Origin of the sequence: Lactobacillus sp. UMNPBX16, assembly GCF_002553775.1 — a bacterium.
Taxonomy (GTDB): domain Bacteria; phylum Bacillota; class Bacilli; order Lactobacillales; family Lactobacillaceae; genus Lactobacillus; species Lactobacillus crispatus.
Window position 1 is genome coordinate 76,781 of sequence record NZ_PCYU01000020.1, and the last position, 22,558, is coordinate 99,338.

The window sequence follows — 22,558 nt, forward strand, 5'->3', positions numbered from 1 at the left end:
ATAAATAAGTTTTGAAAGAATTAATTAAATTTAATAAGGAATGAATACATCAATGAATAAACATGTTAAATCTACTTTAGTAAAAATCTTAGCTGCCTTAGCACTTGCCTTTGCTTGTGTTGCAGTTGCAAATGCTTTTTCTACCAATACTTCAACTACTCAAACTGTTCAAGCTGCAAGAAAGCTTTCAAAAGCTGAAAAAGCTGCTAAGAGATGGATCGCAATGCGCGAATCAGGTGGTAGCTACACTGCTAGAAACGGTGTTTGTTACGGCAAATACCAATTAAACATTGGCTACTTACATGGTAACCTTTCACCTAAGAACCAAGAACGTGTTGCTGATAATTACGTTTACGGTCGTTACGGTTCATGGGTTAACGCCAAGAGATTTTGGTTAGCTCACAACTGGTACTAAAATTAAATTCCTTTAATTCCCAAAAGCTAAAGAAAACCAGCTTAGTCCAATTGACTAAACTGGTTTTGTTTTACTCAAAATTATCTTGCTTGATAAAACGATAAAGTGCAATGACTAAAACTAAGATCGAACACGCCATCCCTACATAGGCCATTGTTCCAATATGAACTGCATTATTAGCAGCCTCACGGGCTACTTGATTTTCCATTGCATAGCCCACAACCCATTTACGCATTAATACCGGCGTCAAGACAAAACTAACTGTACTAATAATTGAAGTCACTAACGCTACATTACGCGAATATGGTTCTTTAAAGAACTGTGCTAATACGCAGAATGCTGGAGCAATCATCAATAGCAAGATCCACATAATAATCCAGCGCCCAGAACTTGAATTCATCATCTGCGCACTATTAGTGGCATAACGATATGAGCTCCAAAGCGATCCACCAGATAAGGTATTAAGCAAACTCAAGAAATAAGATCCACGTTGTCCATAAACACCACCATTATTGGACAGAATACCTTGAACAAGTTGGAAACTATCAGTTGATCCAGCCGATGAAAAATCGACCGACACAACTTGCTTCATATAAGTAGCTAAAAACATGGTAACTGAGCCACCTAATTCTAGTGCTCTTAACATGCTTAATTTTCTTGAAGCTTTCAGATGAAATTCCAGACTTAAAACTCGATCAGGATGGTGACTGTGACCAATGATAAAAATCCCTGCAATGACGATCAAGGCTAAGATAACCAATCCCCACCAGAATTTAATCATGGCGAAAAATAAGGCTAAAACAATAATCGCAACCGAAATATATGGTCGGTCAGAAAAAATATTCCAAAAGTTCAACTTAACATGATGGTAATTTTCCCTTGATGCATTTGCGACATTTTGATTAATAATCGGCTGAGGATTACTAATTTTTCTGCTGCGAAATTCTTCACGTGTTGTTGCTCTTGTCTTAGTATAATCGGTCCGTGAACGATCTGCGCCGGCTTGACCGTGCTCTTTTTTCATGCGATATTCACGCCGCGACATATGTGCCATAAACTGCAGCCCCCTTCTCAAAGCACTATAGTAGCACATTATCACTTTTTTGCTTGAATTAAGAATGAAATTTCAGAGAAAATTTAGCTTTGTTTTGCATGTGCTAAAATGAATATTAATAATTGTGCTTTTTTTAGAAAGAGATGACTTTTTGACTAAAACTAAATCAGCAAAACTGCCAGCTGGTTGGCATATGGCCTTTTATACTTTATGGCTCGGTTGCTTTATCACTGGGATGGGCTATTCAATGACAATGCCCTTTATTTCACTATTTATTTCAGATTTGGGTAATTATTCTAAACTGCAAATCAATCTTTATTCAGGATTAGCTTTTGCAATGACTTTTATTGCCCAGGCAATAGTTTCACCATATTGGGGCAGCCTCGCTGACCGCAAAGGTAGAAAACTAATGTGTATGCGTGCTTCTGGTGTGATGGCTTTAACTATTACCCTAACTGGATTTGCACCCAATGCAATTTATATTATTGTAATGCGTTTTATTCAAGGTTCTTTTTCTGGTTATATTAACAACGCCACCGCTTTAATGGCAAGTGAAACGCCGCATGAACGTAGCGGCTGGGTCATGAGTCAAATGATGACGGCCGGGACTGCCGGAAATTTGGTGGGGCCACTTCTTGGTGGGGCACTTTCCAGTTTCTTTGGCAACCTATTGGGCGGTGCTTGGGGGTATCGGATTCCATTCTTCATTACCGGTGTTTTAATGTTCATCGTCTTTTTAGGTACAACGTTCTTAGTTCACGAAGACTTTACTCCAATTTCTCGTGAAAAGATGAAACCAATGGGCGAAATCATGAAAAGCTTGCCTAGCGTAAAATTGATTGTGGTGATGTTTATTACTACCATGTTGGTACAATCATCAACAATGTCAATTGATCCAATTGTTTCATTATACGTAAAATCAATGATGCCTCATGGCGGGGATGTTGCCTTTGTTGCAGGTGTTGTTGCGGCAACGCCAGGACTAGGTACTTTGATTGCTGCATCAAAGATTGGACATAAGATGGATGAAATCGGGCCACTAAGAGTGCTTAGAATTGGCCTGATTGTCGGTTTTGCTCTATTTATTCCGATGGCTTTAACCAACAATCCATGGGTACTAGCTGTACTGCGATTCTTCTTAGGTATTGCTAGTGCGGGGATGTTACCTGCAGCGCAAACTGTTTTAACTTTAAATACACTACAGGAAAGTTTTGGTCGAATTTTCAGTTATAATCAGTCCTTCCAGGCAGTTGGTGCCGTACTTGGTTCATTAATGGGCTCAACTATTTCTGGTTTTTCAAACTATGCCACTGTTTTTTGGGTAACTGGATTTACATTGCTACTCAACTTTATCCTTGTTTTGATCTTTGCTTGGGGCATTTCTTATCATGATCGCTAAGTAATCGCTTTCATTTTTTTACTTTTGCTCTATAATAAAGATGACTAACAGAGTTAGTGAAAGTAGATGAATGACAATGAGAAACTGGAGTAAAGGTTAGCGGATTACATTTTCTGTGATTTACATTGCAATCGGATTAGTCGCAGTTCATGCAAATATCTTTCTAACTAATAGATCACCAGTCAGAACTTGGTCTTATTTAGGCTTATTGATTGTGTTTGCAGTGATTTATTTTGGTGATCTAAAAGCAGATCCTAAATTTGCACCAATTATAGGTTTATTCATGCTAATTTGGATTGATGTTCAGGTATGGCTACCAAGTTTTCTTGTTTCCTACCGTGGTTTGATTTTCTTCCTGATTTTTGTATGCATAATAGCAATGGAAATCTACGGGATTATTAATTGGCGTAGATATAAGAAAAATATTCGTTAACAAAAAGCGTTTAGTTTTTACAACTAAACGCCTTTTTTACGCTGCGATTTTCTTATATAATTGATACATCTTATTATCATAAGCACACAGTGATACTTCTAATGGGTAATCTTTATTTGCCGTCTGCCAAGTAGTAATTGTATTGTAGGCTATCTGCGCTGCCCTTTGAGCTGGAAAGCCAAAGGCTCCGGTTGAGATTGCTGGAAAAATAATACTATGTAAATTAGCCTTTTTAGCTAAATCAAGTGACTTTTGATAGCATGACTTAAGCAAATCCGTATCGCTTTTGTTGCCAGAATAAACCGGGCCTACCGTATGAATCACATGTTTGGCTGGCAAATTATAGCCTTGCGTTATTTCGGCATCCCCAGTATGACAACCATGTAAAGTCATGCATTCTTCTTGTAAGTGTGGACCGGCTGCCGTATGAATAGCGCCATCAACTCCGCCGCCTCCAAGAAGAGAATTGTTAGCAGCATTGACGATGGCATCGGCCTTCATTTTAGTAATATCGCCTTGAATAATTTTGATTTTAGTCATTTTTCGTATCCCTGAGAAACTCTATAATGTTTCTTATCAGTTTCATTTTAACACGAAAGCGCTCGCTCATTTAAAACTAAAAAGTGAGGTTTGTTATGCAAAAAGCATTTAGAATTAGTCTATTCTTCTTTTCTCTTATTCTGACAATATTTGCCTTAATCAACTTAATTATGCCTAATATTCACCTAAACGAACTAAATCTAAATGATTTATTACTCATACTCTACTTCATTGGTATTTTAGGAAGTGGAATTTTTATTCTATTTTCCAATTTGGACAAAATTTCAATGTGGTTAAACATCATATTATTACTCATTACGATTTTCACTTGGATCAAATATCCAACAATAGGTATTGTTTATACGCCGTTTGTCGTCTATTCAATTCTAAATTTACTTTTGTTACTAGTACAAGCACAGACAAGTTCTGATCACAATTAGTATTGTAGAATTTATTACATATTTTTCTCCAAATCTTTTTTAACCAATAGTCATTTATTTCAAAATTTTTCAATTAGAAAAAAGAACCGAATCCAAAGGATTCAGTTCCAAAAAATGTCGGATTTCTGTCAATGCCTTAGTTTAATAACATTGCAGAACAATATCTAATCTCTTTTTTAATACAAAACTATATTCTTAATTAAATCTTTTTTTCTATCATTTTTTGTAATCGTACTAATTTCGCCATGAATTCATTTGATTTTACTTTGCCATCAAATACACCACTAGTTAGCGGTGAAGCATTATCCCAAAATATTGACATTTGAGGCATCTTAGGCATAACTACTGATCTATCTGGTCTAGCCATTATATCCAAAGCTTTTGCCTCATCACTATTTGTAATTTCTTTATTCTTTAAAGCTTCTTTATTAATAGGGATCTCTCCAGAATTTTTCCATACAGTTGTTTGAGATTCTTTATTTGATAAGTAGCTGGCTAGTAATTGATCTTCTTTTTGATGCTTAGATGCTGAATTGATGGCTAGACATTGAATCCCTAAAAATACACGCATTGGTACTTCTTTACCACCGACTTTTGTACTTGGCATAGGCGCAACTCCTAGATCTTTACCTAAAACTTTACGTAAATTCTGATAATCCCAAGGACCATCAACGATTGCAGAAGCACTAGTATTTTTCATAACGTGTACAAAATTCTTAGTTTGCATTACGCCTTTATTCTTACCTTGTTCTTGAATCCATTTTAAAGCATTTACCCCTTTTGAACTCGCAAAAGTGGAACCATTAAGTTCTTGACCGTTATTTCCAAACAATTTTGTTCCGGCTGAAAAGAAAATTGGCCATGAATAGTATGAGTTTGTAAAATCCATACCTACTACTCCATGTTGTGTTAATGTCTCCCATTTTTTTAAATCAGATTGATTTAACTTCTTTTTATTATAATAAATTGCTGCGGCTTGCAATCCAAATGGATAGCCCCATTCTTTTCCTTTCCAATTTACTGCTTGATAACCTACTAAGGTGTCTTTATTTTTGATATTATTAACTTCTTTAGGTCCAAGCGGGTTTATATACCCTTCATCTGCAAGTTGTCCTAACTGATCATGTGGTACTTGAAATACATCCGCGGCTTTTGATGGATCTTTTCCTACATCTCTCATTGAACCTGCAGAACCATCCGGACTCATTGTTACTCTAACTTTGATTTTAGGATATCTTTTTTGAAATCCTTTTACCATAGTTTTATAAAATTGTACTCTGTTGCTATCAACCCATAAAGTAATCACTTTTGTGTCAGAACTGTTATTACTAGTCTTTTGGTGATTGCCACAAGCGCTTAGGCTTAGTGCTACAAAAAAAGATATACTACATAAACCAATTTTCTTCCATAATTTCATTTTTAAATCCCCCATTCAATAAATCATCTAACATACACTTACCACAAAAGCCTCATAAGGCTTCAATCTTATTTTCTCCATACTTTTTCTTGGACGGTAATTGGTCAACAAAACTTTTTTCGTTTTGTAACCAGATGAAAAGTTTTGTTCAACTGAAGATAAATTCGCAACAATTAACCACTTTTTATCTGCTGATTGCCGAATATATGAAAGTACATTTTGATTTTGATTTTCATATATTCTAAATGAGCCTTCCATTATATTTTCGTTATCATGCCGTAATTGAATTAAACGTTTATAAGTATTAAAAATGGACAAAGGATCTTTTAGGCAAGCATCAACGTTAATACTTTTATAGTTTAGATTTATATTTATCCAAGGTGTACCTGTAGTAAATCCAGCGTTTCTTTTTGTGTTCCATTGCATAGGAGTTCTGGCATTGTCTCTACTTTTAGCATTTATCTCGGCAATAACTTCAGCCTTTGAATATCCTTTAGAAAGCCTCTCTTTGTACATGTTCTTACTTTCAATATCTCTTACTTCCGAAATAGATTTAAAGTGAAAATTAGTCATACCAATTTCCTCACCTTGATAAATAAAGGGTGTACCCTTCATCATGTGTGTAACAATAGCAAACATTTTTGCGCATGGTATGCGTAAATTATTATCATTTCCCCATCTTGAGATAACTCTAGGTAAGTCATGATTTTCTAAAACTAAACCCAGCCACATGTGTTCAAAATTATATCCTACTTGCCAGTCAGTAAAAACTTTTTTTAATTCTTGAGGGGTAACTGATTTATAATCCCATTTTTCTTTTCCAGGTATCGTATCTATTCCTTGACCTGAAAATTGAAACACCATTGAAAATTCTTTGTTCTTAGGATCCGTATATTTTTCAATGATTTTTGGATTTGTTTGCCACGTTTCTCCTACTGTTAAAATATCTTTTTTACTAAAAGTATATTTATTCATCTCCTTCAAATAGTCATGTAATTTTGGACCATTAGCTATTATTTTTTTATCTGGATCCTTTCCGATTAATTCTATTGCATCCATTCTAAAACCGCTGATTCCCCTATTAATCCAGAAGTTAATCATCTTATAAATTTTTTCTCTAACTTGGGGATTTGACCAATTTAAATCAGGTTGCTCTGGAGACCATAAATGAAAATAATACTGTCCACTATTTTTATCATATTTCCAAGCAGATCCTAAAAAGCCAGACTGGAGATTATTAGGCTCATGACCATTTACTGGGTCACGCCAAATATAAAAATTTCGGTATGGACTATCTCTATTTTTTTTAGATTCAATAAACCACGGATGTTGATCCGATGTGTGATTGACTACTAAATCCATAACAATTCGGATCCCTAGCTGTTGAGCCTGCTTAATCAGTTCATCCATATCGTTCAGGGTTCCAAAAGATGGATCAATATCTTCATAATCTGAAATATCATATCCATTATCTATTTCAGGTGATTTATAAACTGGGCTTAACCAAATTGCATCAATTCCTAGTTTTTTTAAATATGGTAATCGTTGAATAATTCCCCGCAAATCTCCGATACCATCTCCATTACTGTCCTGAAATGATTTAGGATAAATTTGATATATTACTGCATTTTTCCACCAATGTTTCATAATTGTTAGTCCCTTCTAACAGATTCCTACTGGTAAGCGGATTCATTATCTATAGCTTATTATGCTCTAGTAATAATATTTTTAAATGGAGCAATAATCCTTTTTTCTATCATAATGTTGAAACACAAAATGACATCACCAATCCCACTTTCTTAGTAAATCTAGTAATTGTATCTGGTAAAAAAAGCATGATGATATAATTTTAGATGTTAAATTTAAGATTAGCATTATGATATAATATTAATGCTGGGTATATTGTTAGCGCATACAAGAAAGGCGAAAATATGAAATGGGGAGAATTTCAAGCAAAAAATAGTTTAAGTTCGGAAGCAAATATTTCATTTTTTGGCTTGCAGAGATGTGAACCTAATTATGCATTTAAGGGCAATAATATTAGAGATGAGTATGTAATACATTATATTAAATCTGGAAAAGGTATTTTTTTATCCGCTAATAATCATTTTGTGTCTTTAAAAAAGGGGGATATGTTTATTTTGCCTAGAAATATTCCTTGTTTTTATAAGGCGGATTCTAAAAATCCATGGATTTATCAATGGATAGGCTTTTCAGGTATTCAGATTCAATCTTTTTATCTTGGTTCACAATTTTCAAAAAGAAATTATTTGCGAAATGTGAGCAGATCAAAAACTCTACATAGCTTTTTAAATCTATTTAATTTTATTCATAAAAAAAGCACACCAGAAAACGATGTATTAACGGAAGCCTTAGTATATAGATTCTTTTCTAATTTAACTTCTGAATTTCCAAATAAATTATATTCAAAAAAAGTTGGACAGAAATTTCACTTTAATTCCTTATTAAATGAACTAAAGCAAAACATTTCGAAAAATAATTTTTCAATTACGAAATTTAGTAAAGAAAATAATATCTCTCGAAGTTATTTGAATAAAATGTTTTTAGAAAATACTGGTATTACACCAACGAACTATCTTCTGAGACTAAGGATGGAAAAAGCGAAAGTAGCTATTTCGTCTACTTCAAAATTAGTAAAAGAGATAGCTAAGGAAGTTGGATATACTGACGAGTATACTTTCTCTAAAGCCTTTAAACGATATACTGGACTCAGCCCTATTTATTATCGAGAAAGTTCACACATGAATTAAATTAAAAATATTTAGGAAAGGATTATAAATGAATTATTCATATAATTATATCAATGTTCCAAGTACTGAATGTAGAATTCAATCTTTTGGGAAAAGAAATTGTAACTCAAATTCCTTTTATACTGAACAAGAATCTTCATCTTTCATTTTATGCTATATAAAATCTGGAAAAGGTACACTTTCTGTCAGTAACCACCAAGCATATATGTTATCAACTGGAGATTTATTTTTGTTACCAAGAAAATCTCCTTACTTTTATCAAGCTGATTTGAAAAATCCCTGGTCATATAATTGGATAGCTTTTTCAGGGATCAAAATTTATACAATGATATCTAATTCTATAATCTTTTCTAAAAAGTATCTCCATGATATTACGAAAAGTGAGACTGGGGATACGTATCAAAAATTATTTTCTCTTTTAAATCAACCCTCTTCTTTAAGTAACGAGGCAATGATTGAATCGCTATCATATCTATTATTTTATTTTTTGATTACTGAATATGCTGATACATCTGAAAATCACAATAGAGATTATAAGTTGAAATTTAATTTAGCTGTTAATTATATTGAACAAAACTTCACCAAAAAGGAATGTTCCATTAATACGATATGTAACCATTTAAAAATATCTCGAAGTTATTTATATACTCTATTTCTTAATAAAATTGGTCTTTCTCCTAGGGCCTTTATAAAAGAATTAAGAATAAACGAAGCTAAGAAGAAATTATGTAATACCAATATATCTATAGGTCAGATTGCCGAAGAACTAGGATTCTCAAATCAGTTTAATTTTTCAAGATCCTTTAAAAGAAGTACAAAAATGAGTCCTAAAGCATATCAAAAAAGTATGAAATAAAAGAAAATATGATGATTAAACTTACTGCAACTAATTTTATTGTCAGTATGTAACTCTACTTTCTACCACAAAATAATGGATATCTACTACTGAAACTTATCATTCTAGAAGAATAATTCTTATCCGTATCAAAAAAGCGTCTCGCCCTTTCGAGCAAGACGCTTTTAGCATAAGCAAATTTTTCATTAACCCTTATCGGCACCAGCAGTAATTCCGTTAACGTAGAACTTCTGCATGAAGACGAACAAGATAGTAATAGGGATAGCGATGATTACACACCCTGCAACGAATTGAGCGAAGTATGCAGTCGCGTTACCTTTAGCTGTGTGCACCATGTTATACAAACCATAAGCAACTGTATAAGTCTTAGCATTTCCTGAAGTTGAAAGAATAATACCTGAGAAAATGAAGTCTGTCCATGGAGCGATGAAGGCAGTCAAAGCAGTATAAACAATCATTGGCTTTGAAAGTGGCAAACCAATATGTAAGAATACTTGCCACTTAGTAGCACCGTCGATTTCGGCAGCTTCGTCGATTGACCGAGGAATAGTATCAAAGAATCCCTTAGCAACGTAGAAGCCTAAGCCGGCACCACCAACGTAAACCAATAACAACCCGAAGAGGTTTAACATGTTAAGACCCTTCAAGATATAGTACAAAGCAATCATTGACATGAAGCCTGGAAACATCCCTAAAACCAATGCAATTTGTAAGAATGGTTTTCTGAATGCAAAGCGAAGTCGTGATAAAACGTAAGCAACTGAAATAGTTAAGAAAGTTGAAATTACCATTGAAAGCAATGAAATAACTAAAGTATTAATGATCCAGTTACCAAATGGATATTGTGGATTAGTAAAAATCCCAATATAGTTTTGCAATGTGAATTTTTCCGGCCAGAAGGTCGAAACGAATCCAGTATCATTGAATGAAAAACTTGCTAAGACGATCCAGACAATCGGTAAAATCCATAGAATCGCTAAAACAATTAATAGGATATACCGAAAGATTAATGAGAGCCGTCTTTGATTTGAATATGACTTCATGTCTAGCCCTCCTTAAATGCATTAGTACGACGATATGCAATCAGTGAAACAGTTGCACTAATAATGAAAATTAAGATACCCAATACGGCACTGGCGTTATAACGCTGTTCCTGACCGAAGGTCAAGTTATATAACCACGTTACTAGCAAGTCAGTCGATCCGGCACCATTATACTTACTGTTCATTGGTGCACCACCTGTCAGCAAGAAGATAACATTGAAGTTGTTGATGTTACCAATAAATTGTTGGATAAGTGAAGGTGCCATCACAAATAAAATTTGTGGAAAAGTGATTGAACGGAAAATTTGTGCAGCATTAGCACCATCAATCTTAGCAGCTTCAATTTGATCTTGTGGCAAGTTTTGAATAATCGCTGTTGAAACCAACATAGAAACTGGTATACCGATCCACATGTTAACAAGAATAACGGTAATTCTTGCAACTAATGGAGAAGCTTGGTTGTCAATAAAGTGAATTGGCGAACTAATCCAGTGCAAGTTCATCAAGATGTTGTTTAAAGCACCTTGGTAGTCCAAGAATTGAGCCATCATCAATAATGATACGAATTGTGGGACAGCCCAAATAATTACGAAGACAGTTCTCCAGAATGCCTTGTACTTAATACCTTTTGATTCAATCAATAAGGCAAGCAAAACACCAAAGAAGAAAGTCGTAGCAGTAGCTGCTACAGCCCAGATCAAAGTCCAGCCTAAGACTGGGAAGAAAGTACCAGCTAAGTCACCACTCAAAACATTTCCAAATGCTTGGAAACCTGTCCACGAGAAAGCGATTGGGTGTTGACGATCATAGTTGGTAAAGGCCATTGAAATCATGAAGATCGTTGGCAAAATCGTAAAGAACAAGATACCCAATAATGGAATAACCATCAAGGTTGCGTGTAACCGAGTATCAAGCAAACTCTTAAGTTCTTCAACGTTAGTTGGAATATGGTCCCCATCACGCTTCAAAATATAATTATGTCTAGTTGAGCGTAAGTTGACAATGTATAGATAAATGATTGCTACACATAAGATCAAGGCCAATACACCGAATAACAAAATCAAAACTGAGTTTGATGGTTGCTTGGTTACATAAACGCCTTGTGCGGCATCATAAACAACTTTTTTGGTTTTAATAGTACCTAATGTAGCTAATGAATTTAAAGTAGGGATACCACTGAGGATAAACCAAACAATAAAGATAATTTCTGAAAGTAAGAATGAAATACCTTTTACCCATTGTTTGTTTGCCAAGGCGTTACTACCCATTAAGAAGAATGATAACTTGGTAGCAATGTCACCTTTTGACCAAACCTCGCGATATGTTGCTTTAGGAGCTACATGCTTTTTCTTTAGAAACATAACTTCTCCCCTTCTTAGGCAAAAAGGCTGGACAATTTTTATTTAGCCCAACCCTTGCTTATGCTTTTAGCAAATTATTTCTTTTCAATGTTCTTAGCGAGCTTAGCAAGTTGTGGCTTGTATTGTGCTGGCTTAATCTTGCCGTCGTAAGTACCACTGATAAGTGGAGCTGCACCATTCCAGAATGCGGCCATTTGTGGAAGCTTAGGTTGCAATACTGAGTTACCTGGCTTAGCCATTTCGATTACAGCTTCAGCAACCGGGTCACTCTTAACAGCACTTGAGTTGACAGCGCTCTTCAATACTGGAATTTGACCAGCGTTCTTATGAGCAATTAATTGTGACTTCTTGTTAGTAATGTAAGCAGCTAAATCTGAAGCAGCCTTAGCATTCTTGGTGTTAGCATTAACTGCGAAGCCTTCAATACCAAGGAATGCTTCCATTTGTACGCTCTTACCACCAACTTCAATCTTAGGATACTTAGCAACTGCGAAGTTCTTACCCAAGATCTTCTTGATATTAGCAGCGTTCCAAGGACCGTCCAAAATAGCTTGTGCGTTACCCTTCTTCAATTGGTTCAAAGCGTTTGAAGTTTGCATTACGCCCTTGTTCTTCTTTTGAGCTGCGTACCACTTCAAAGCATTAACACCGTTTTGTGAGTTGAAAGTTGAGCCCTTAAGGTCTTCACCATTCTTACCGTAAAGTGTAGTACCTGCTGAGAACATTACTGGCCACATTACGTAAGCGTTAGTAAAGTCGGTAGCTACAACACCCTTTGAAGTTAAAGTCTTCCAGTCCTTAACGTCGTTAGCTGATAACTTAGACTTGTTGTAGTAAATGGTTTGAGCTTGTTGTGCGTATGGGAATGCGTAAACCTTGCCCTTCCAAGTTACACCCTTTGAAGCAACATCGACATAGTTGTCTTGGATATCCTTAGTTGCTGATGGTGAAAGTGGGTTAATGTAACCAGCTTCAGCCATTTGACCTAATTGATCGTTAGGAACTTCAAAGACATCAGCAGCCTTTGATGGGTCCTTACCAACGTCTGTCTTAGCGTTAGCTGAACCGTTAGGACTTTGAACTACACGAACCTTAATATTCTTGTTCTTCTTAGTAAAGTCCTTAGCAATTTGCTTGTAGTAAGGAACTTGTTCAGTATCCACCCACAGAGTCAAGTTAGCCTTCTTGTTTGAATTACTGCTACTTGATGATGAATTACTTGAGCCGTTTGAACATGCTGCTAATGATAATGCAGCAAGAACAGCAGTACTACCTAAAGCCATTTTCTTCCAAATCTTCATGACTTTTTCCTCCTAAAAATTAAAACAATAAACAATTCTTAACAACAGTAGCTTCTGCTACATATGGTTGTAAGCTTAATTAATAATTATCTGTACTGCGTTTTCAGTACCAGATTAGTTAACAATCGCCTTGGTGGAATCTTTATCAAAGAAGTGAGCTTTGTTAACATCAAAGCCCATCTTAACCTTGTCACCTGGCTTGTGATAATCACGTGAATTTACAATAGCAGTAAATTCAGTACCATCAACTTCTTGGTGAAGCTGAATAGTTGCACCTAGAAGCTCTGAAACAACAACCTTTGATCCAATTACTGAATCTGGCCATGTTTCCATAAATGCTTCTTCTGAGTGAATATCTTCTGGACGAATACCGAAGACCAAGTCTTTATCGTTGTAGCCCTTTTCTTCCAGCAGTTTTGCCTTACCTTCAGGAATACCAATATTCAAGCCTTTGCCATCAGAAATTCGACCGTCCTTGTAGTGAACATTGAAGAAATTCATTTGTGGGGAACCAATAAATCCGGCAACGAACATGTTAACTGGCTTGTTGTAAACTTCAAGTGGTGAGCCGATTTGTTCAACTCTACCAACAGACATTACAACAACTCTATCAGCCAAAGTCATCGCTTCAGTCTGATCGTGGGTAACATAAATAGTTGTAGTACCCAAGTCTTGGTGAAGCTTAGCAATTTCAGTACGCATTACCACACGCAATTTAGCATCCAAGTTTGATAAAGGTTCATCCATCAAGAAGATAGGTGCCGCACGAACGATTGCCCGTCCTAATGCAACACGCTGTCTTTGACCACCGGACAAAGCACCTGGCTTCTTATCCAAGTACTCTTCAAGGCCTAACATCTTAGCTGCTTTTTTAACCTTTTGATCAATTTCATCTTTAGGCGTGTGACGCAACTTTAAACCGAAGGCCATGTTGTCATAAATGGTCATGTGTGGATACAAAGCGTAGTTCTGGAAAACCATCGCGATGTGTCTATCCTTTGGAGCAACATCATTCATTACTTTATGATCGATTTCCAAAGTACCCTTACTGATGTCTTCCAAACCAGCAACCATTCTCAAAGTAGTTGACTTACCACAGCCAGATGGACCAACGAAAACGATGAATTCCTTATCCTTGATATGTAAGTCAAAGTCGTTAACAGAATATCTGTCGTTACCTGCATATTTTTTGTAAATATGGTTTAAATCAACCTCAACCATTGTTTCCCCTACTCTCTTTAATTATTTTTCATTAAAAACTTTTTCAATTTCACTCAATTTCAACTCAGCAGTTGTTGGAACGATGTAATCAGCTTCTTTCAAAAGCTCCTTATCACCAATTCCTACGGCAAATTGACCTGCAGCCTTGATTGCTTCGACCCCAGCTTTGGCATCTTCAAAACTGATTACTTCATCAGCCTTTAACCCTGCAATTTCTTGCGCTTTGATGTAAATTTCAGGATCTGGCTTACCATGATGAAGTGTTGCTGGATCAACAATGCCATCAAATTCATCCATAATACCTAATCTAGTTAAAATCTTTGGTGCATTCTTTGAAGCAGAAGCAATTACCATCTTTAAGTTTTGCTTCTTAGCATCTGCTAACAATTCAGGAATACCAGGCAAGATATCCTTTGGTGTCATAGTTTCAACTTGTTCAACAAATTTAGCGTTCTTTTCAGCTGCGAACTTTTCTTTTTCTGCTTCAGTGTATTTGTCTTCTTGACCACCGTACTTCAAGATCAGGTTAAGTGAATCCATTCTTGAAATACCACGCAAGCTATCAAGTTGAGCATCTGTCAAGGTGATGCCTAATTCCTTAGCTAAATTGTTCCAAGCTGTAAGGTGAAACTTAGCTGAGTTAGTTAAAACACCATCTAAATCGAATAACAATCCTTTAAGCATTTGTAGTTTCACCTTCTTTAAGAGTAACTTTCTTATCGTGAACTAATACATCAATATCTTCACCCTTAAGCAAAGTAAGCTTAGTTCCTTCATGATCAACATAAACTTCGATCAAGCGACCACGGTAGTTGATCTTGAAGCTGTAGTGATCCCAACCTTCAGGAACAAATGGGTTAAACTTCAATTGGTTGTGATCGTAACGCATGCCTGCGAAACCTTGAACAATTGTAAGCCATGAACCACTCATTGAAGTGATGTGCAAACCATCAACGGTGTCGTTGTTGTAGTTATCAAGGTCAAGACGAGCAGTTCTTTGGTAAAGCTCAACAGCCTTCTTTTGCTTGCCAAGTTCAGCAGCTAAGATTGAGTGAATACATGGTGAAAGTGAACTTTCGTGAACTGTTAATGGTTCGTAGAAGTCGAAGTTCTTTTCCTTTTGTTCCACAGTGTATTCATCGTTCAAGAAGTAGATACCTTGTAAAACATCGGCTTGCTTGATGAATGGTGATCTCAAGATCTTGTCCCATGACCAGTGTTGGTTAATTGGACGTTGATCTTCGATTTCGCTAACTGGACGAATATCCTTGTCTAGGAAGTCATCTTGTTGTAAGAAAATGCCTCGTTCCTTGTCTTCTGGTAAGTACATGTTATCTACGATGTCTTGCCATTTAGCCTTTTCTTCGTCAGTTACGCGAACTCTTTCTTGAGCTTCCTTAGTAGCAAGTGGCAAACGTTCCAAAGTGTATTTGAGAAGCCATCTTGCCATGGTGTTGGTGAACCAGTTGTTGTTTACGTTGTTTTCGTATTCATTAGGACCCGTTACACCGTGCATTACGTACTTGTTACGCCACTTTGACCAGTGAACTCTAGCTGCCCAGAATCTTGCGGTACCAACTAAAACGTCCATACCTTCGTTCTTAACGTAGCTGTCGTCGCCAGTGTAATCAGTGTACATAGCGATTGCGTGAGGAATGTCCGCATTTCTGTGAATTTCTTCAAAGGTGATTTCCCATTCATTGTGACATTCAATCCCGTTGAAGGTAACCATTGGGAACAATGCACCTGGTAAGCCTTGTTCTTTAGCGTTATGGTATGCGCCTGGCAATTGATCGTGACGGTATTGTAAAAGTGCCCGAGTAACACTAGGATCAGTAACACATAAGTACATTGGAACAATGTAGGCTTCAGTATCCCAGTAAGTAGCACCACCGTATTTTTCACCGGTAAAACCTTTAGGACCAACGTTAAGACGTTCATCTTCACCGTAATAAGTCATGAATAATTGACAAATGTTAAAGCGGATACCTTGTTGAGCAGCATCATCACCAGCAATTACAACATCTGATTTGTCCCAGCGCTTTTGCCAAACGGCTTCATGATCAGCTAAGTTTTCTTCAAAACTCTTAGCTTGAAGCTTGGTCATCAATTCAGCTGCCTTAGCATCTTGATCATCTGGTTTGACGTCACGACTAGTAACAACAATAACATCTTTTTCAAGATCGTAGCTTTCGCCTTCATTTAACTCAACTGAAAGCTTTTCATGAAGTTGGGCTGCTTCAGTTGAAACATCACCCTTAACTACTTCACCATTATGACGAAGACTTTGCTTAAGGAGGACTGTAAATTGTGGAACCTTGTATGGGTTAGCCTTAGTTTCAACCTTAATAGTTCTTGCTTCAGCATTTTCACCTAAAGGCATCCAGAATTTTGCATCGTAGTTACTGTCTTCGTTAACAACAGTTCCATCAAGTGCTGCATCAAAGTCGATCTTAGCTTTACCACTTAAAACGGTAGCCTTAACTTTAATTAAAGCTGCTTCTTTTAAGGTAATATGTAAAAACCTTTCGAATTCGAATTTAACCTTAGTATCCTTACCTTCATAAGTAAAACTTCTAGTCAGAAGACCTTGGTGCATATCAAGTGCTAAGTAGAAATCACTAAACTTAACTTTAGCTAAGTCAAGTTTTTCACCATTAATCGTAATTCCCATGTTGATGAAACTTGGTGAGTTAGGAACCTTACCAAAGTACTTTGGATATCCGTTCTTCCACCAACCAACACGCGTCTTATCAGGGAACCAAACACCAGCAAGGTAAGTACCTTGTAAGCTGTCACCTGAATAGCCTTCTTCAAAGTTTCCTCTCATACCCATGTAATCGTTGCCGATTGCAGTCATACTTTCTTGCAATCTTTTATCTTTTGGTTCGAACTTATGGGTAACGACCTTCCAAGGATCAATTTCAAAAATTCGTTTCATATATTCTATCTCCCGTAATATTCGAGGTTCTCTCTTGTTTACGCTTTCATTATCCTTTAGTTGAAAGCGGTTTACAATATTAAATCTGCTGTTACCGTTATCAGGATTAGTTAATAGAAAAAGAAGGTAGATCTTAATCTGCCTTCTTTTTTTGCTTATTAAAAGTAACTTTTAATGAACACTCACTACAAAGCCTTTTGGTGCCAATTGATTATTCTCATAATCTTGACTAAACGTGTTCTCACAATTGATCTCTACTGGATGATCGGTCGTGTTAAAGTATGCTTTAATGCTTTCATTCCCCTCACGATCGACCTCAATTAACCCATTCTCTGTTACGTGTAACTTAATTCGACCTTTACCGAAAGTTTCATCATGTTGCAAACGAAAGTCAATCAATTGATGAACTCGTTGCCAAACCGGGCCGTCTTCTTTTGCCCAATCCATTGGTTTACGACAATCAGGATCGTTGCCACCAGTCATACCCATTTCAGTTCCATAATAAATGCATGGACTACCCTTTTGCATAAATTCAAAAGCTAAGGCTTGTAAAGCCAAATCTTGGTCTCCATTAGCTACTGTCAAAATTCGGGCTGTATCGTGTGAATCAAGCATGTTCATCATGGCTGCATTGGTAGCATCCCGGTATTTCATCAACTGGTCGGTCAAACGACTAGTTAATTCTTGTGCTGACAGCTTATGCTTGAAAAAGTGATCTTCAATCTGCAATGTATATGGATAATTCATTACGCCAGTAAACTCATCACCGTTAAGCCATGGCTGAGCTGAGTGCCAAACTTCACCTACAATATAAAAGTCTGACTTGATATCAGTAACGGCCTTGTGGAATTTCTTCCAGAAGTGGTGATCAACTTCGTTAGCCACATCTAGCCGCCAAGCATCAATATCAAAGTATTTTACCCAGTAAGTAGCAATCTCTAACAAGAAATCCTGTACTTCTGGATTAGCTGTGTTCAGCTTTGGCATATGCTTTTCAAAGGCAAAAGTATCGAACTTAGGACTACCCTCACCCTTTAATGGATCGCGGTAAGGTTCAACTGGATATTCATTAATGTGGAACCAACTAGCAAAACGAGAACTTGGACCATTTTTAACAACATCTTGCCATTGCATTGATTGATCACCCAGGTGGTTGAAAACCGCGTCCAGCATGACCTTCATTCCGCGGGCATGAGCTTCATTAACAACTTTCGCAAATAAATCCTTGTCGCCGAATGCCGGATCAACTTGCAAATAGTCAATCGTATCATATTTATGGTTAGAACTGGCTTTAAAAATAGGACAGAAATAAAGGCCATTAACACCTAGTTTCTTCAAGTAATCTAGATGGTCAAGCACGCCTTGCAGGTCACCACCATAGAAGTCTTCGCGGCCAGGATGATCCTCCGGATTCCACGCTTTAACCCCTTGGGGATCATTAGACTTATCACCGTTTGCAAAACGTTCTGGAAAGATTTGGTACCAAACAGTATGTTTAACCCATTCTGGCGTTTTCACCATATCAATTTCATGGCAATATGGCACTTTGAAATAAGAACCATCTTCCATAATGGCCTTGTCTACATCACCGCTAATTGCACGATCACCGACAACTACACTAGTGCCATCACTGCCAATTACTTCAAAGGTATACTTCAAGCGATGATATGGTGCTTCAAGCGTAATGCCCCAATGATCTTCACACTGCCCTACGCCAATTTTTTCCATCTCACATGTTTTAGCCTGTTCAAGTGGCAAATAATTATCGCAGTAGTGAACAATTACTTTTTTAACGTCATTTTTAGCACTGTGAAAACGCACGCGAACATGACTTGGATCAACTACAAAACTATCTTCACTTTCAGTTCGGTGTCTTAAAGCTGCTAATTGCATATATTAATTCTCCTTTTTCAACACAACACCTGCATAAGGCATCAAAGTTAATTTTTCATTAGTTAATTGATATTCTCCCGCTTTTAGTGTTGCAACAGTATAACCGGCTGGTATTTCAACAGTTGTCTTTTGATCACTCAATGAAACAGCTACAATGGCACTTTCATCATGTAAATCACGTTGATAAACATAGCTATTCTTATCCGTTGAAATCATATAATACGTTCCAGTCTGGAATAAGGCTTCTTTTTTGAGTTCCAGCAGTTCTTTGTAAAAATTAAACATGCTGGTGGTATCGTTAATCTCGTTAGCTACGCAAGCATCATCCTGTTTAATACCTGTTATCCATGGTTTAACTTCACTAAAACCATGGTTCTCAGTTGCATCCCACGGCATTGGACCACGGGCCGGCAATTTATGTGTTTCACTAACCATAGCTAAGGCCGCATCTTTGCTCAAAACTTTTTCTGCATCCTTTAACCATGGCGCTACAGTTTGATCTTCGAATTGATCTGCACTAGTGAAATGTAGATTCTTTAACCCTAATTCTTCACCGTAATAAATTACTGGAATTCCGCGTTGCAAATACATCAACATCGCCAAGCTCTTAGCCTGAGTCTGTGTTCTAGCTACGCGTGTAGCCAAACGGGCCATATCATGATTATTCCAATAAAGAGTAGGCTGCGATACGCCTGCTAATGTTTGTTGCCAAACCACTTGATTTTGTTTAAAGGCCGTCAAGTCTAACTTTTTAGGCTGATATTGCTTTGAAAAACGCTGATCACAATTAGAATCATCATCGGTAAAGTACCGGAAAGTAATTACACTATCCATTAGGTGATTACGCTTAGTCGTGTAATCAACAGCTAGATTGACACTAGCACTTGCAGCTTCACCTAATAAAAGCGTATCTGGATAATCCTGCTTAATCTGCTCACAGAAAGGCCGCATCCATTCCTGCACCTGTGGTAAGTTAGCGAAAAATGGTTCCGCAACAATTGGCTTGTTCACGTCCCCATCTCCAGTTGGATAATTTTGTCGCAAATCTGCCTTGCCAATATGGATAAAAGCGTCTAAACGCAAACCATCAATCCCTTTTTTCAGCCAATACTCTGCCACTTCCAACATAGCATGCCGAACTTCGGGATTTTTCCAATTCAAATCAGGCATCTGTTTATCAAACAAGTGAAAGTAAGATTGACCTGTGCCTGCTGGATCTGGCTCCCATACACTGCCACCAAAGAATGAACCCCAGTTATTAGGTCGCTTGCCATCATGACCAGCGAAAATATAGTAGTCTCGATAAAGGCTATCGGGGTTCTTGATGGCATCTTGGAACCAAGGATGTTGATCAGATGTATGATTCAAGACAAAATCCATGATGAGGTGGATCCCTGCCTTATGCAAATCCTTGATTAAGTTTTCCATATCTTCCATGGTCCCCATATGAGGATCGATTGCGAAGTAGTTTGAAACGTCGTAGCCATTGTCCACCTGTGGTGAAACAAACACAGGATTAAGCCAGACGGCGTTAACTCCTAAATTTTTCAAATAAGGGATGCGTTTGCGAATACCATTAAGGTCACCAACGCCATCGCCATTGCTATCTTGAAAAGACTTAGGATAAATTTGATATATAATTGCGTGATCGTACCAATGTGCCATAATTAATTTCCTCCACGCATAGTTTAAGGGAAATGAGAAACCGTTTTCAACATCATATTTATTGTTAGCGGTATCAAAAAAGCACAACTCAAATTTGAATTGTGCTCTTTGCTTACTTCTTTTTAAATATCATGTTCCAAACATTCCGCCACTTGCTGCCTTTCTCCTGCAAATCAGCCACTGGCTGCGTTACCTCAATACAGCCAAGATATTTTCCTTGATCATTATGCAAACTATAAAAGGCAATGTTCACCGGAATCCCATCTTTATGAATCATAATCGACAATTTACCACGTTTGCCTTCGTGCATCTGCTTTAAAACTGCCTTAACATGACCTTGACTGTGACCGGGATGAACTTCAAAGACAGTTTTGCCGATATCTTTTTCAGTTCGCTTAAACAAACGATGTTTATTCATCGATGACCAAACAACCACGTCATTTTCATCTAAGACATCCATTTCCTGAGGAATAGTCTCAAAGATAGCATTTAACTGTTCGACACTTAAACTGCCGCCTATTAATTCGATTTTATCTGTCATTTACTTTGCTAACCTTATAACTTCACGGGCAATCATCAATTCTTCGTTGGTTGGTACAATCAATGCTTTTACTTTTGAATCAGGCTTAGAAATAAATTTTTCACCATCTGTTCGATTTGCCTTATAGTCTGGCTCTAAGCCAAGGTAGTGGAGTGCCGACATTACACCTGCACGAACACCTGGATCATGTTCGCCAATACCTGCTGTAAATACAATGCCATCAATACCATCCATCTCTGCTGCATATGCACCAACATAACGTACGACACGATTTACGAAAATCTTTCTTGCTAATCTAGCATGCTTTTTCTTACTTGCCAACAGATCACGCATATCAGAGGAAACACCTGATACGCCAAGCATCCCTGACTTATGATTTAACATGTCTACCGCTTCTTCTACTGTCATACTGGTCTTTTGCATAATATACTCAAGAGCAGATGGGTCAAAATCACCACTACGTGTTCCCATTGCTACCCCAGTTAATGGACTAAAGCCCATTGAAGTATCAAGTGATTTGCCGTTTTTAACCGCTGTAACTGATGCACCAGAACCTAAATGGCAAACAATCAACTTAAGCGTATATAAGTTTCTTCCCATTAGTCGAGCAGTACGTGGAGCTACGTAGCTTACTGAAATACCATGTGCACCATATTTTCTGATCCCATATTTCTCATAATACTTATAAGGAATTGGATAAAGATAATTAACTTGATCAAGACTAGTATGATATGAAGTATCAAACACTGCTACTTGTGGCACATCCGGGATAATCTTCATAAATGCCTTAATTCCCATGGCTTCTGGCACATTATGCAATGGTGCTAATTCACCCAAGTCAAAAATTTGTTGAAGCTTTTTTTCATCAATTAAGGCAGACTCCCTAAAAACTTCGCCCCCATTAACTACTCTATGACCTACGCCTGCTAGTTCATCCAGACTTTTTAATACGTGAAACTTCTTTAAATTTTCAATTAATAAGCTAACAGCTGCTTCCTGGTCTGGAATCGAAGTATTTTTAATATATTCTTTGTCGTCGTTCAACTTTATTTTAAAAACAGCATTGTCCATTCCTACACGATCAGCCATCCCTGAAGCAATAACTTTTTCGTCTGGAAATGAAAAAAGCTTATATTTAAATGATGAACTACCAGAATTTATTGCCAAAACTTTTTTCATAATCGTGACCTCTATTCATATTTTATCTCTCAATAAATTGCCTCTTGTTTCCAGTATAGCGCTTTCACTCATAATAGGAAACAATTTT

At 36.9% G+C, this 22,558-nt stretch carries 19 protein-coding genes; 5 read left to right on the forward strand and 14 right to left on the reverse strand.

What is annotated here, in order from left to right; translation table 11 throughout:
• Window positions 1-52 precede the first annotated feature (52 nt).
• Window positions 53-415 carry a hypothetical protein gene (locus CP367_RS05575; RefSeq protein WP_005726721.1) on the forward strand — a complete coding sequence of 121 codons (363 nt, stop codon included), beginning with the start codon at window positions 53-55 and terminating at the stop codon, window positions 413-415.
• 70 nt (window positions 416-485) lie between these two features.
• Here the strand turns inward: CP367_RS05575 and CP367_RS05580 are convergent, their stop codons facing one another.
• Window positions 486-1,469, reverse strand: coding sequence for a cytochrome C5 (locus CP367_RS05580; RefSeq protein WP_089146020.1), 984 nt, complete (start codon window positions 1,467-1,469; stop codon window positions 486-488).
• 151 nt (window positions 1,470-1,620) lie between these two features.
• Between CP367_RS05580 and CP367_RS05585 the strand changes: the two genes are divergently transcribed.
• Together CP367_RS05585 and CP367_RS05590 are read left to right on the forward strand one after the other, a co-directional pair.
• The gene (locus CP367_RS05585; RefSeq protein ID WP_089146019.1) at window positions 1,621-2,868 is read left to right on the forward strand and encodes an MFS transporter; all 1,248 of its coding nucleotides are present in this window, start codon (window positions 1,621-1,623) and stop codon (window positions 2,866-2,868) included.
• A 115-nt stretch (window positions 2,869-2,983) separates the two neighbouring features.
• Window positions 2,984-3,301 carry a hypothetical protein gene (locus tag CP367_RS05590; RefSeq protein ID WP_232779174.1) on the forward strand — a complete coding sequence of 106 codons (318 nt, stop codon included), beginning with the start codon at window positions 2,984-2,986 and terminating at the stop codon, window positions 3,299-3,301.
• 36 nt (window positions 3,302-3,337) lie between these two features.
• Here the strand turns inward: CP367_RS05590 and CP367_RS05595 are convergent, their stop codons facing one another.
• From CP367_RS05595 to CP367_RS05610, 3 genes are all read right to left on the reverse strand, one after another.
• Entirely contained in the window at window positions 3,338-3,841 is a 504-nt protein-coding gene (locus CP367_RS05595) for an O-acetyl-ADP-ribose deacetylase (RefSeq protein ID WP_089146018.1), read from the reverse strand.
• A gap of 639 nt (window positions 3,842-4,480) precedes the next feature.
• On the reverse strand, window positions 4,481-5,698 hold the full coding sequence (locus tag CP367_RS05605; protein WP_089146016.1) for an extracellular solute-binding protein: 1,218 nt from the start codon (window positions 5,696-5,698) through the stop codon (window positions 4,481-4,483).
• Window positions 5,699-5,725: 27 nt separating this feature from the next.
• The gene (locus tag CP367_RS05610) at window positions 5,726-7,345 is read right to left on the reverse strand and encodes an alpha-glucosidase (RefSeq protein WP_089146015.1); all 1,620 of its coding nucleotides are present in this window, start codon (window positions 7,343-7,345) and stop codon (window positions 5,726-5,728) included.
• Between the two features lie 284 nt (window positions 7,346-7,629).
• Here CP367_RS05610 and CP367_RS05615 point away from each other — a divergent pair, with 284 nt between their 5' ends.
• Window positions 7,630-8,469: an AraC family transcriptional regulator gene (locus CP367_RS05615; protein WP_089146014.1), complete on the forward strand. Its 840-nt coding sequence runs from the start codon at window positions 7,630-7,632 to the stop codon at window positions 8,467-8,469.
• A gap of 28 nt (window positions 8,470-8,497) precedes the next feature.
• Entirely contained in the window at window positions 8,498-9,325 is an 828-nt protein-coding gene (locus tag CP367_RS05620) for an AraC family transcriptional regulator (protein WP_089146013.1), read from the forward strand.
• A 185-nt stretch (window positions 9,326-9,510) separates the two neighbouring features.
• Here the strand turns inward: CP367_RS05620 and CP367_RS05625 are convergent, their stop codons facing one another.
• The 10 genes from CP367_RS05625 to CP367_RS05670 all read right to left on the reverse strand — a co-directional run bounded on the left by CP367_RS05625 (window position 9,511) and on the right by CP367_RS05670 (window position 22,470).
• Window positions 9,511-10,368 carry a sugar ABC transporter permease gene (locus CP367_RS05625; RefSeq protein WP_005720055.1) on the reverse strand — a complete coding sequence of 286 codons (858 nt, stop codon included), beginning with the start codon at window positions 10,366-10,368 and terminating at the stop codon, window positions 9,511-9,513.
• A 2-nt stretch (window positions 10,369-10,370) separates the two neighbouring features.
• Window positions 10,371-11,729 carry a carbohydrate ABC transporter permease gene (locus CP367_RS05630; protein ID WP_089146012.1) on the reverse strand — a complete coding sequence of 453 codons (1,359 nt, stop codon included), beginning with the start codon at window positions 11,727-11,729 and terminating at the stop codon, window positions 10,371-10,373.
• Window positions 11,730-11,803: 74 nt separating this feature from the next.
• On the reverse strand, window positions 11,804-13,030 hold the full coding sequence (locus CP367_RS05635; protein ID WP_005720053.1) for an extracellular solute-binding protein: 1,227 nt from the start codon (window positions 13,028-13,030) through the stop codon (window positions 11,804-11,806).
• A gap of 114 nt (window positions 13,031-13,144) precedes the next feature.
• On the reverse strand, window positions 13,145-14,251 hold the full coding sequence (locus tag CP367_RS05640) for an ABC transporter ATP-binding protein (protein ID WP_089146011.1): 1,107 nt from the start codon (window positions 14,249-14,251) through the stop codon (window positions 13,145-13,147).
• Between the two features lie 21 nt (window positions 14,252-14,272).
• Window positions 14,273-14,935 (reverse strand): beta-phosphoglucomutase, encoded by a 663-nt coding sequence (gene pgmB, locus CP367_RS05645; protein WP_005720051.1) that lies wholly within the window; start codon window positions 14,933-14,935, stop codon window positions 14,273-14,275.
• Window positions 14,928-17,192 (reverse strand): glycoside hydrolase family 65 protein, encoded by a 2,265-nt coding sequence (locus tag CP367_RS05650; protein ID WP_013086993.1) that lies wholly within the window; start codon window positions 17,190-17,192, stop codon window positions 14,928-14,930. Before CP367_RS05650 ends, pgmB begins: the two co-directional genes overlap by 8 nt.
• A gap of 171 nt (window positions 17,193-17,363) precedes the next feature.
• Entirely contained in the window at window positions 17,364-19,085 is a 1,722-nt protein-coding gene (locus tag CP367_RS05655) for a glycoside hydrolase family 13 protein (RefSeq protein WP_013086994.1), read from the reverse strand.
• Between the two features lie 3 nt (window positions 19,086-19,088).
• Window positions 19,089-20,750 carry an alpha-glucosidase gene (locus tag CP367_RS05660; RefSeq protein WP_089146010.1) on the reverse strand — a complete coding sequence of 554 codons (1,662 nt, stop codon included), beginning with the start codon at window positions 20,748-20,750 and terminating at the stop codon, window positions 19,089-19,091.
• Window positions 20,751-20,862: 112 nt separating this feature from the next.
• The gene (locus CP367_RS05665) at window positions 20,863-21,291 is read right to left on the reverse strand and encodes a PAS domain-containing protein (protein ID WP_005720047.1); all 429 of its coding nucleotides are present in this window, start codon (window positions 21,289-21,291) and stop codon (window positions 20,863-20,865) included.
• Window positions 21,292-22,470, reverse strand: coding sequence for an acetate/propionate family kinase (locus tag CP367_RS05670; RefSeq protein WP_089146009.1), 1,179 nt, complete (start codon window positions 22,468-22,470; stop codon window positions 21,292-21,294).
• Window positions 22,471-22,558: the final 88 nt, after the last annotated feature.

What these genes read in the sequence shown, in the direction of transcription:
- CP367_RS05575 (WP_005726721.1), top strand. Translation starts at nt 53, where the DNA reads ATGAATAAACATGTTAAATCTACTTTAGTAAAAATCTTAGCTGCCTTA.
- CP367_RS05580 (WP_089146020.1), bottom strand. Translation starts at nt 1,469, where the DNA reads ATGGCACATATGTCGCGGCGTGAATATCGCATGAAAAAAGAGCACGGT.
- CP367_RS05595 (WP_089146018.1), bottom strand. Translation starts at nt 3,841, where the DNA reads ATGACTAAAATCAAAATTATTCAAGGCGATATTACTAAAATGAAGGCC.
- CP367_RS05605 (WP_089146016.1), bottom strand. Translation starts at nt 5,698, where the DNA reads ATGAAATTATGGAAGAAAATTGGTTTATGTAGTATATCTTTTTTTGTA.
- CP367_RS05610 (WP_089146015.1), bottom strand. Translation starts at nt 7,345, where the DNA reads ATGAAACATTGGTGGAAAAATGCAGTAATATATCAAATTTATCCTAAA.
- CP367_RS05615 (WP_089146014.1), top strand. Translation starts at nt 7,630, where the DNA reads ATGAAATGGGGAGAATTTCAAGCAAAAAATAGTTTAAGTTCGGAAGCA.
- CP367_RS05620 (WP_089146013.1), top strand. Translation starts at nt 8,498, where the DNA reads ATGAATTATTCATATAATTATATCAATGTTCCAAGTACTGAATGTAGA.
- CP367_RS05625 (WP_005720055.1), bottom strand. Translation starts at nt 10,368, where the DNA reads ATGAAGTCATATTCAAATCAAAGACGGCTCTCATTAATCTTTCGGTAT.
- CP367_RS05630 (WP_089146012.1), bottom strand. Translation starts at nt 11,729, where the DNA reads ATGTTTCTAAAGAAAAAGCATGTAGCTCCTAAAGCAACATATCGCGAG.
- CP367_RS05635 (WP_005720053.1), bottom strand. Translation starts at nt 13,030, where the DNA reads ATGAAGATTTGGAAGAAAATGGCTTTAGGTAGTACTGCTGTTCTTGCT.
- CP367_RS05640 (WP_089146011.1), bottom strand. Translation starts at nt 14,251, where the DNA reads ATGGTTGAGGTTGATTTAAACCATATTTACAAAAAATATGCAGGTAAC.
- pgmB (WP_005720051.1), bottom strand. Translation starts at nt 14,935, where the DNA reads ATGCTTAAAGGATTGTTATTCGATTTAGATGGTGTTTTAACTAACTCA.
- CP367_RS05650 (WP_013086993.1), bottom strand. Translation starts at nt 17,192, where the DNA reads ATGAAACGAATTTTTGAAATTGATCCTTGGAAGGTCGTTACCCATAAG.
- CP367_RS05655 (WP_013086994.1), bottom strand. Translation starts at nt 19,085, where the DNA reads ATGCAATTAGCAGCTTTAAGACACCGAACTGAAAGTGAAGATAGTTTT.
- CP367_RS05660 (WP_089146010.1), bottom strand. Translation starts at nt 20,750, where the DNA reads ATGGCACATTGGTACGATCACGCAATTATATATCAAATTTATCCTAAG.
- CP367_RS05665 (WP_005720047.1), bottom strand. Translation starts at nt 21,291, where the DNA reads ATGACAGATAAAATCGAATTAATAGGCGGCAGTTTAAGTGTCGAACAG.
- CP367_RS05670 (WP_089146009.1), bottom strand. Translation starts at nt 22,470, where the DNA reads ATGAAAAAAGTTTTGGCAATAAATTCTGGTAGTTCATCATTTAAATAT.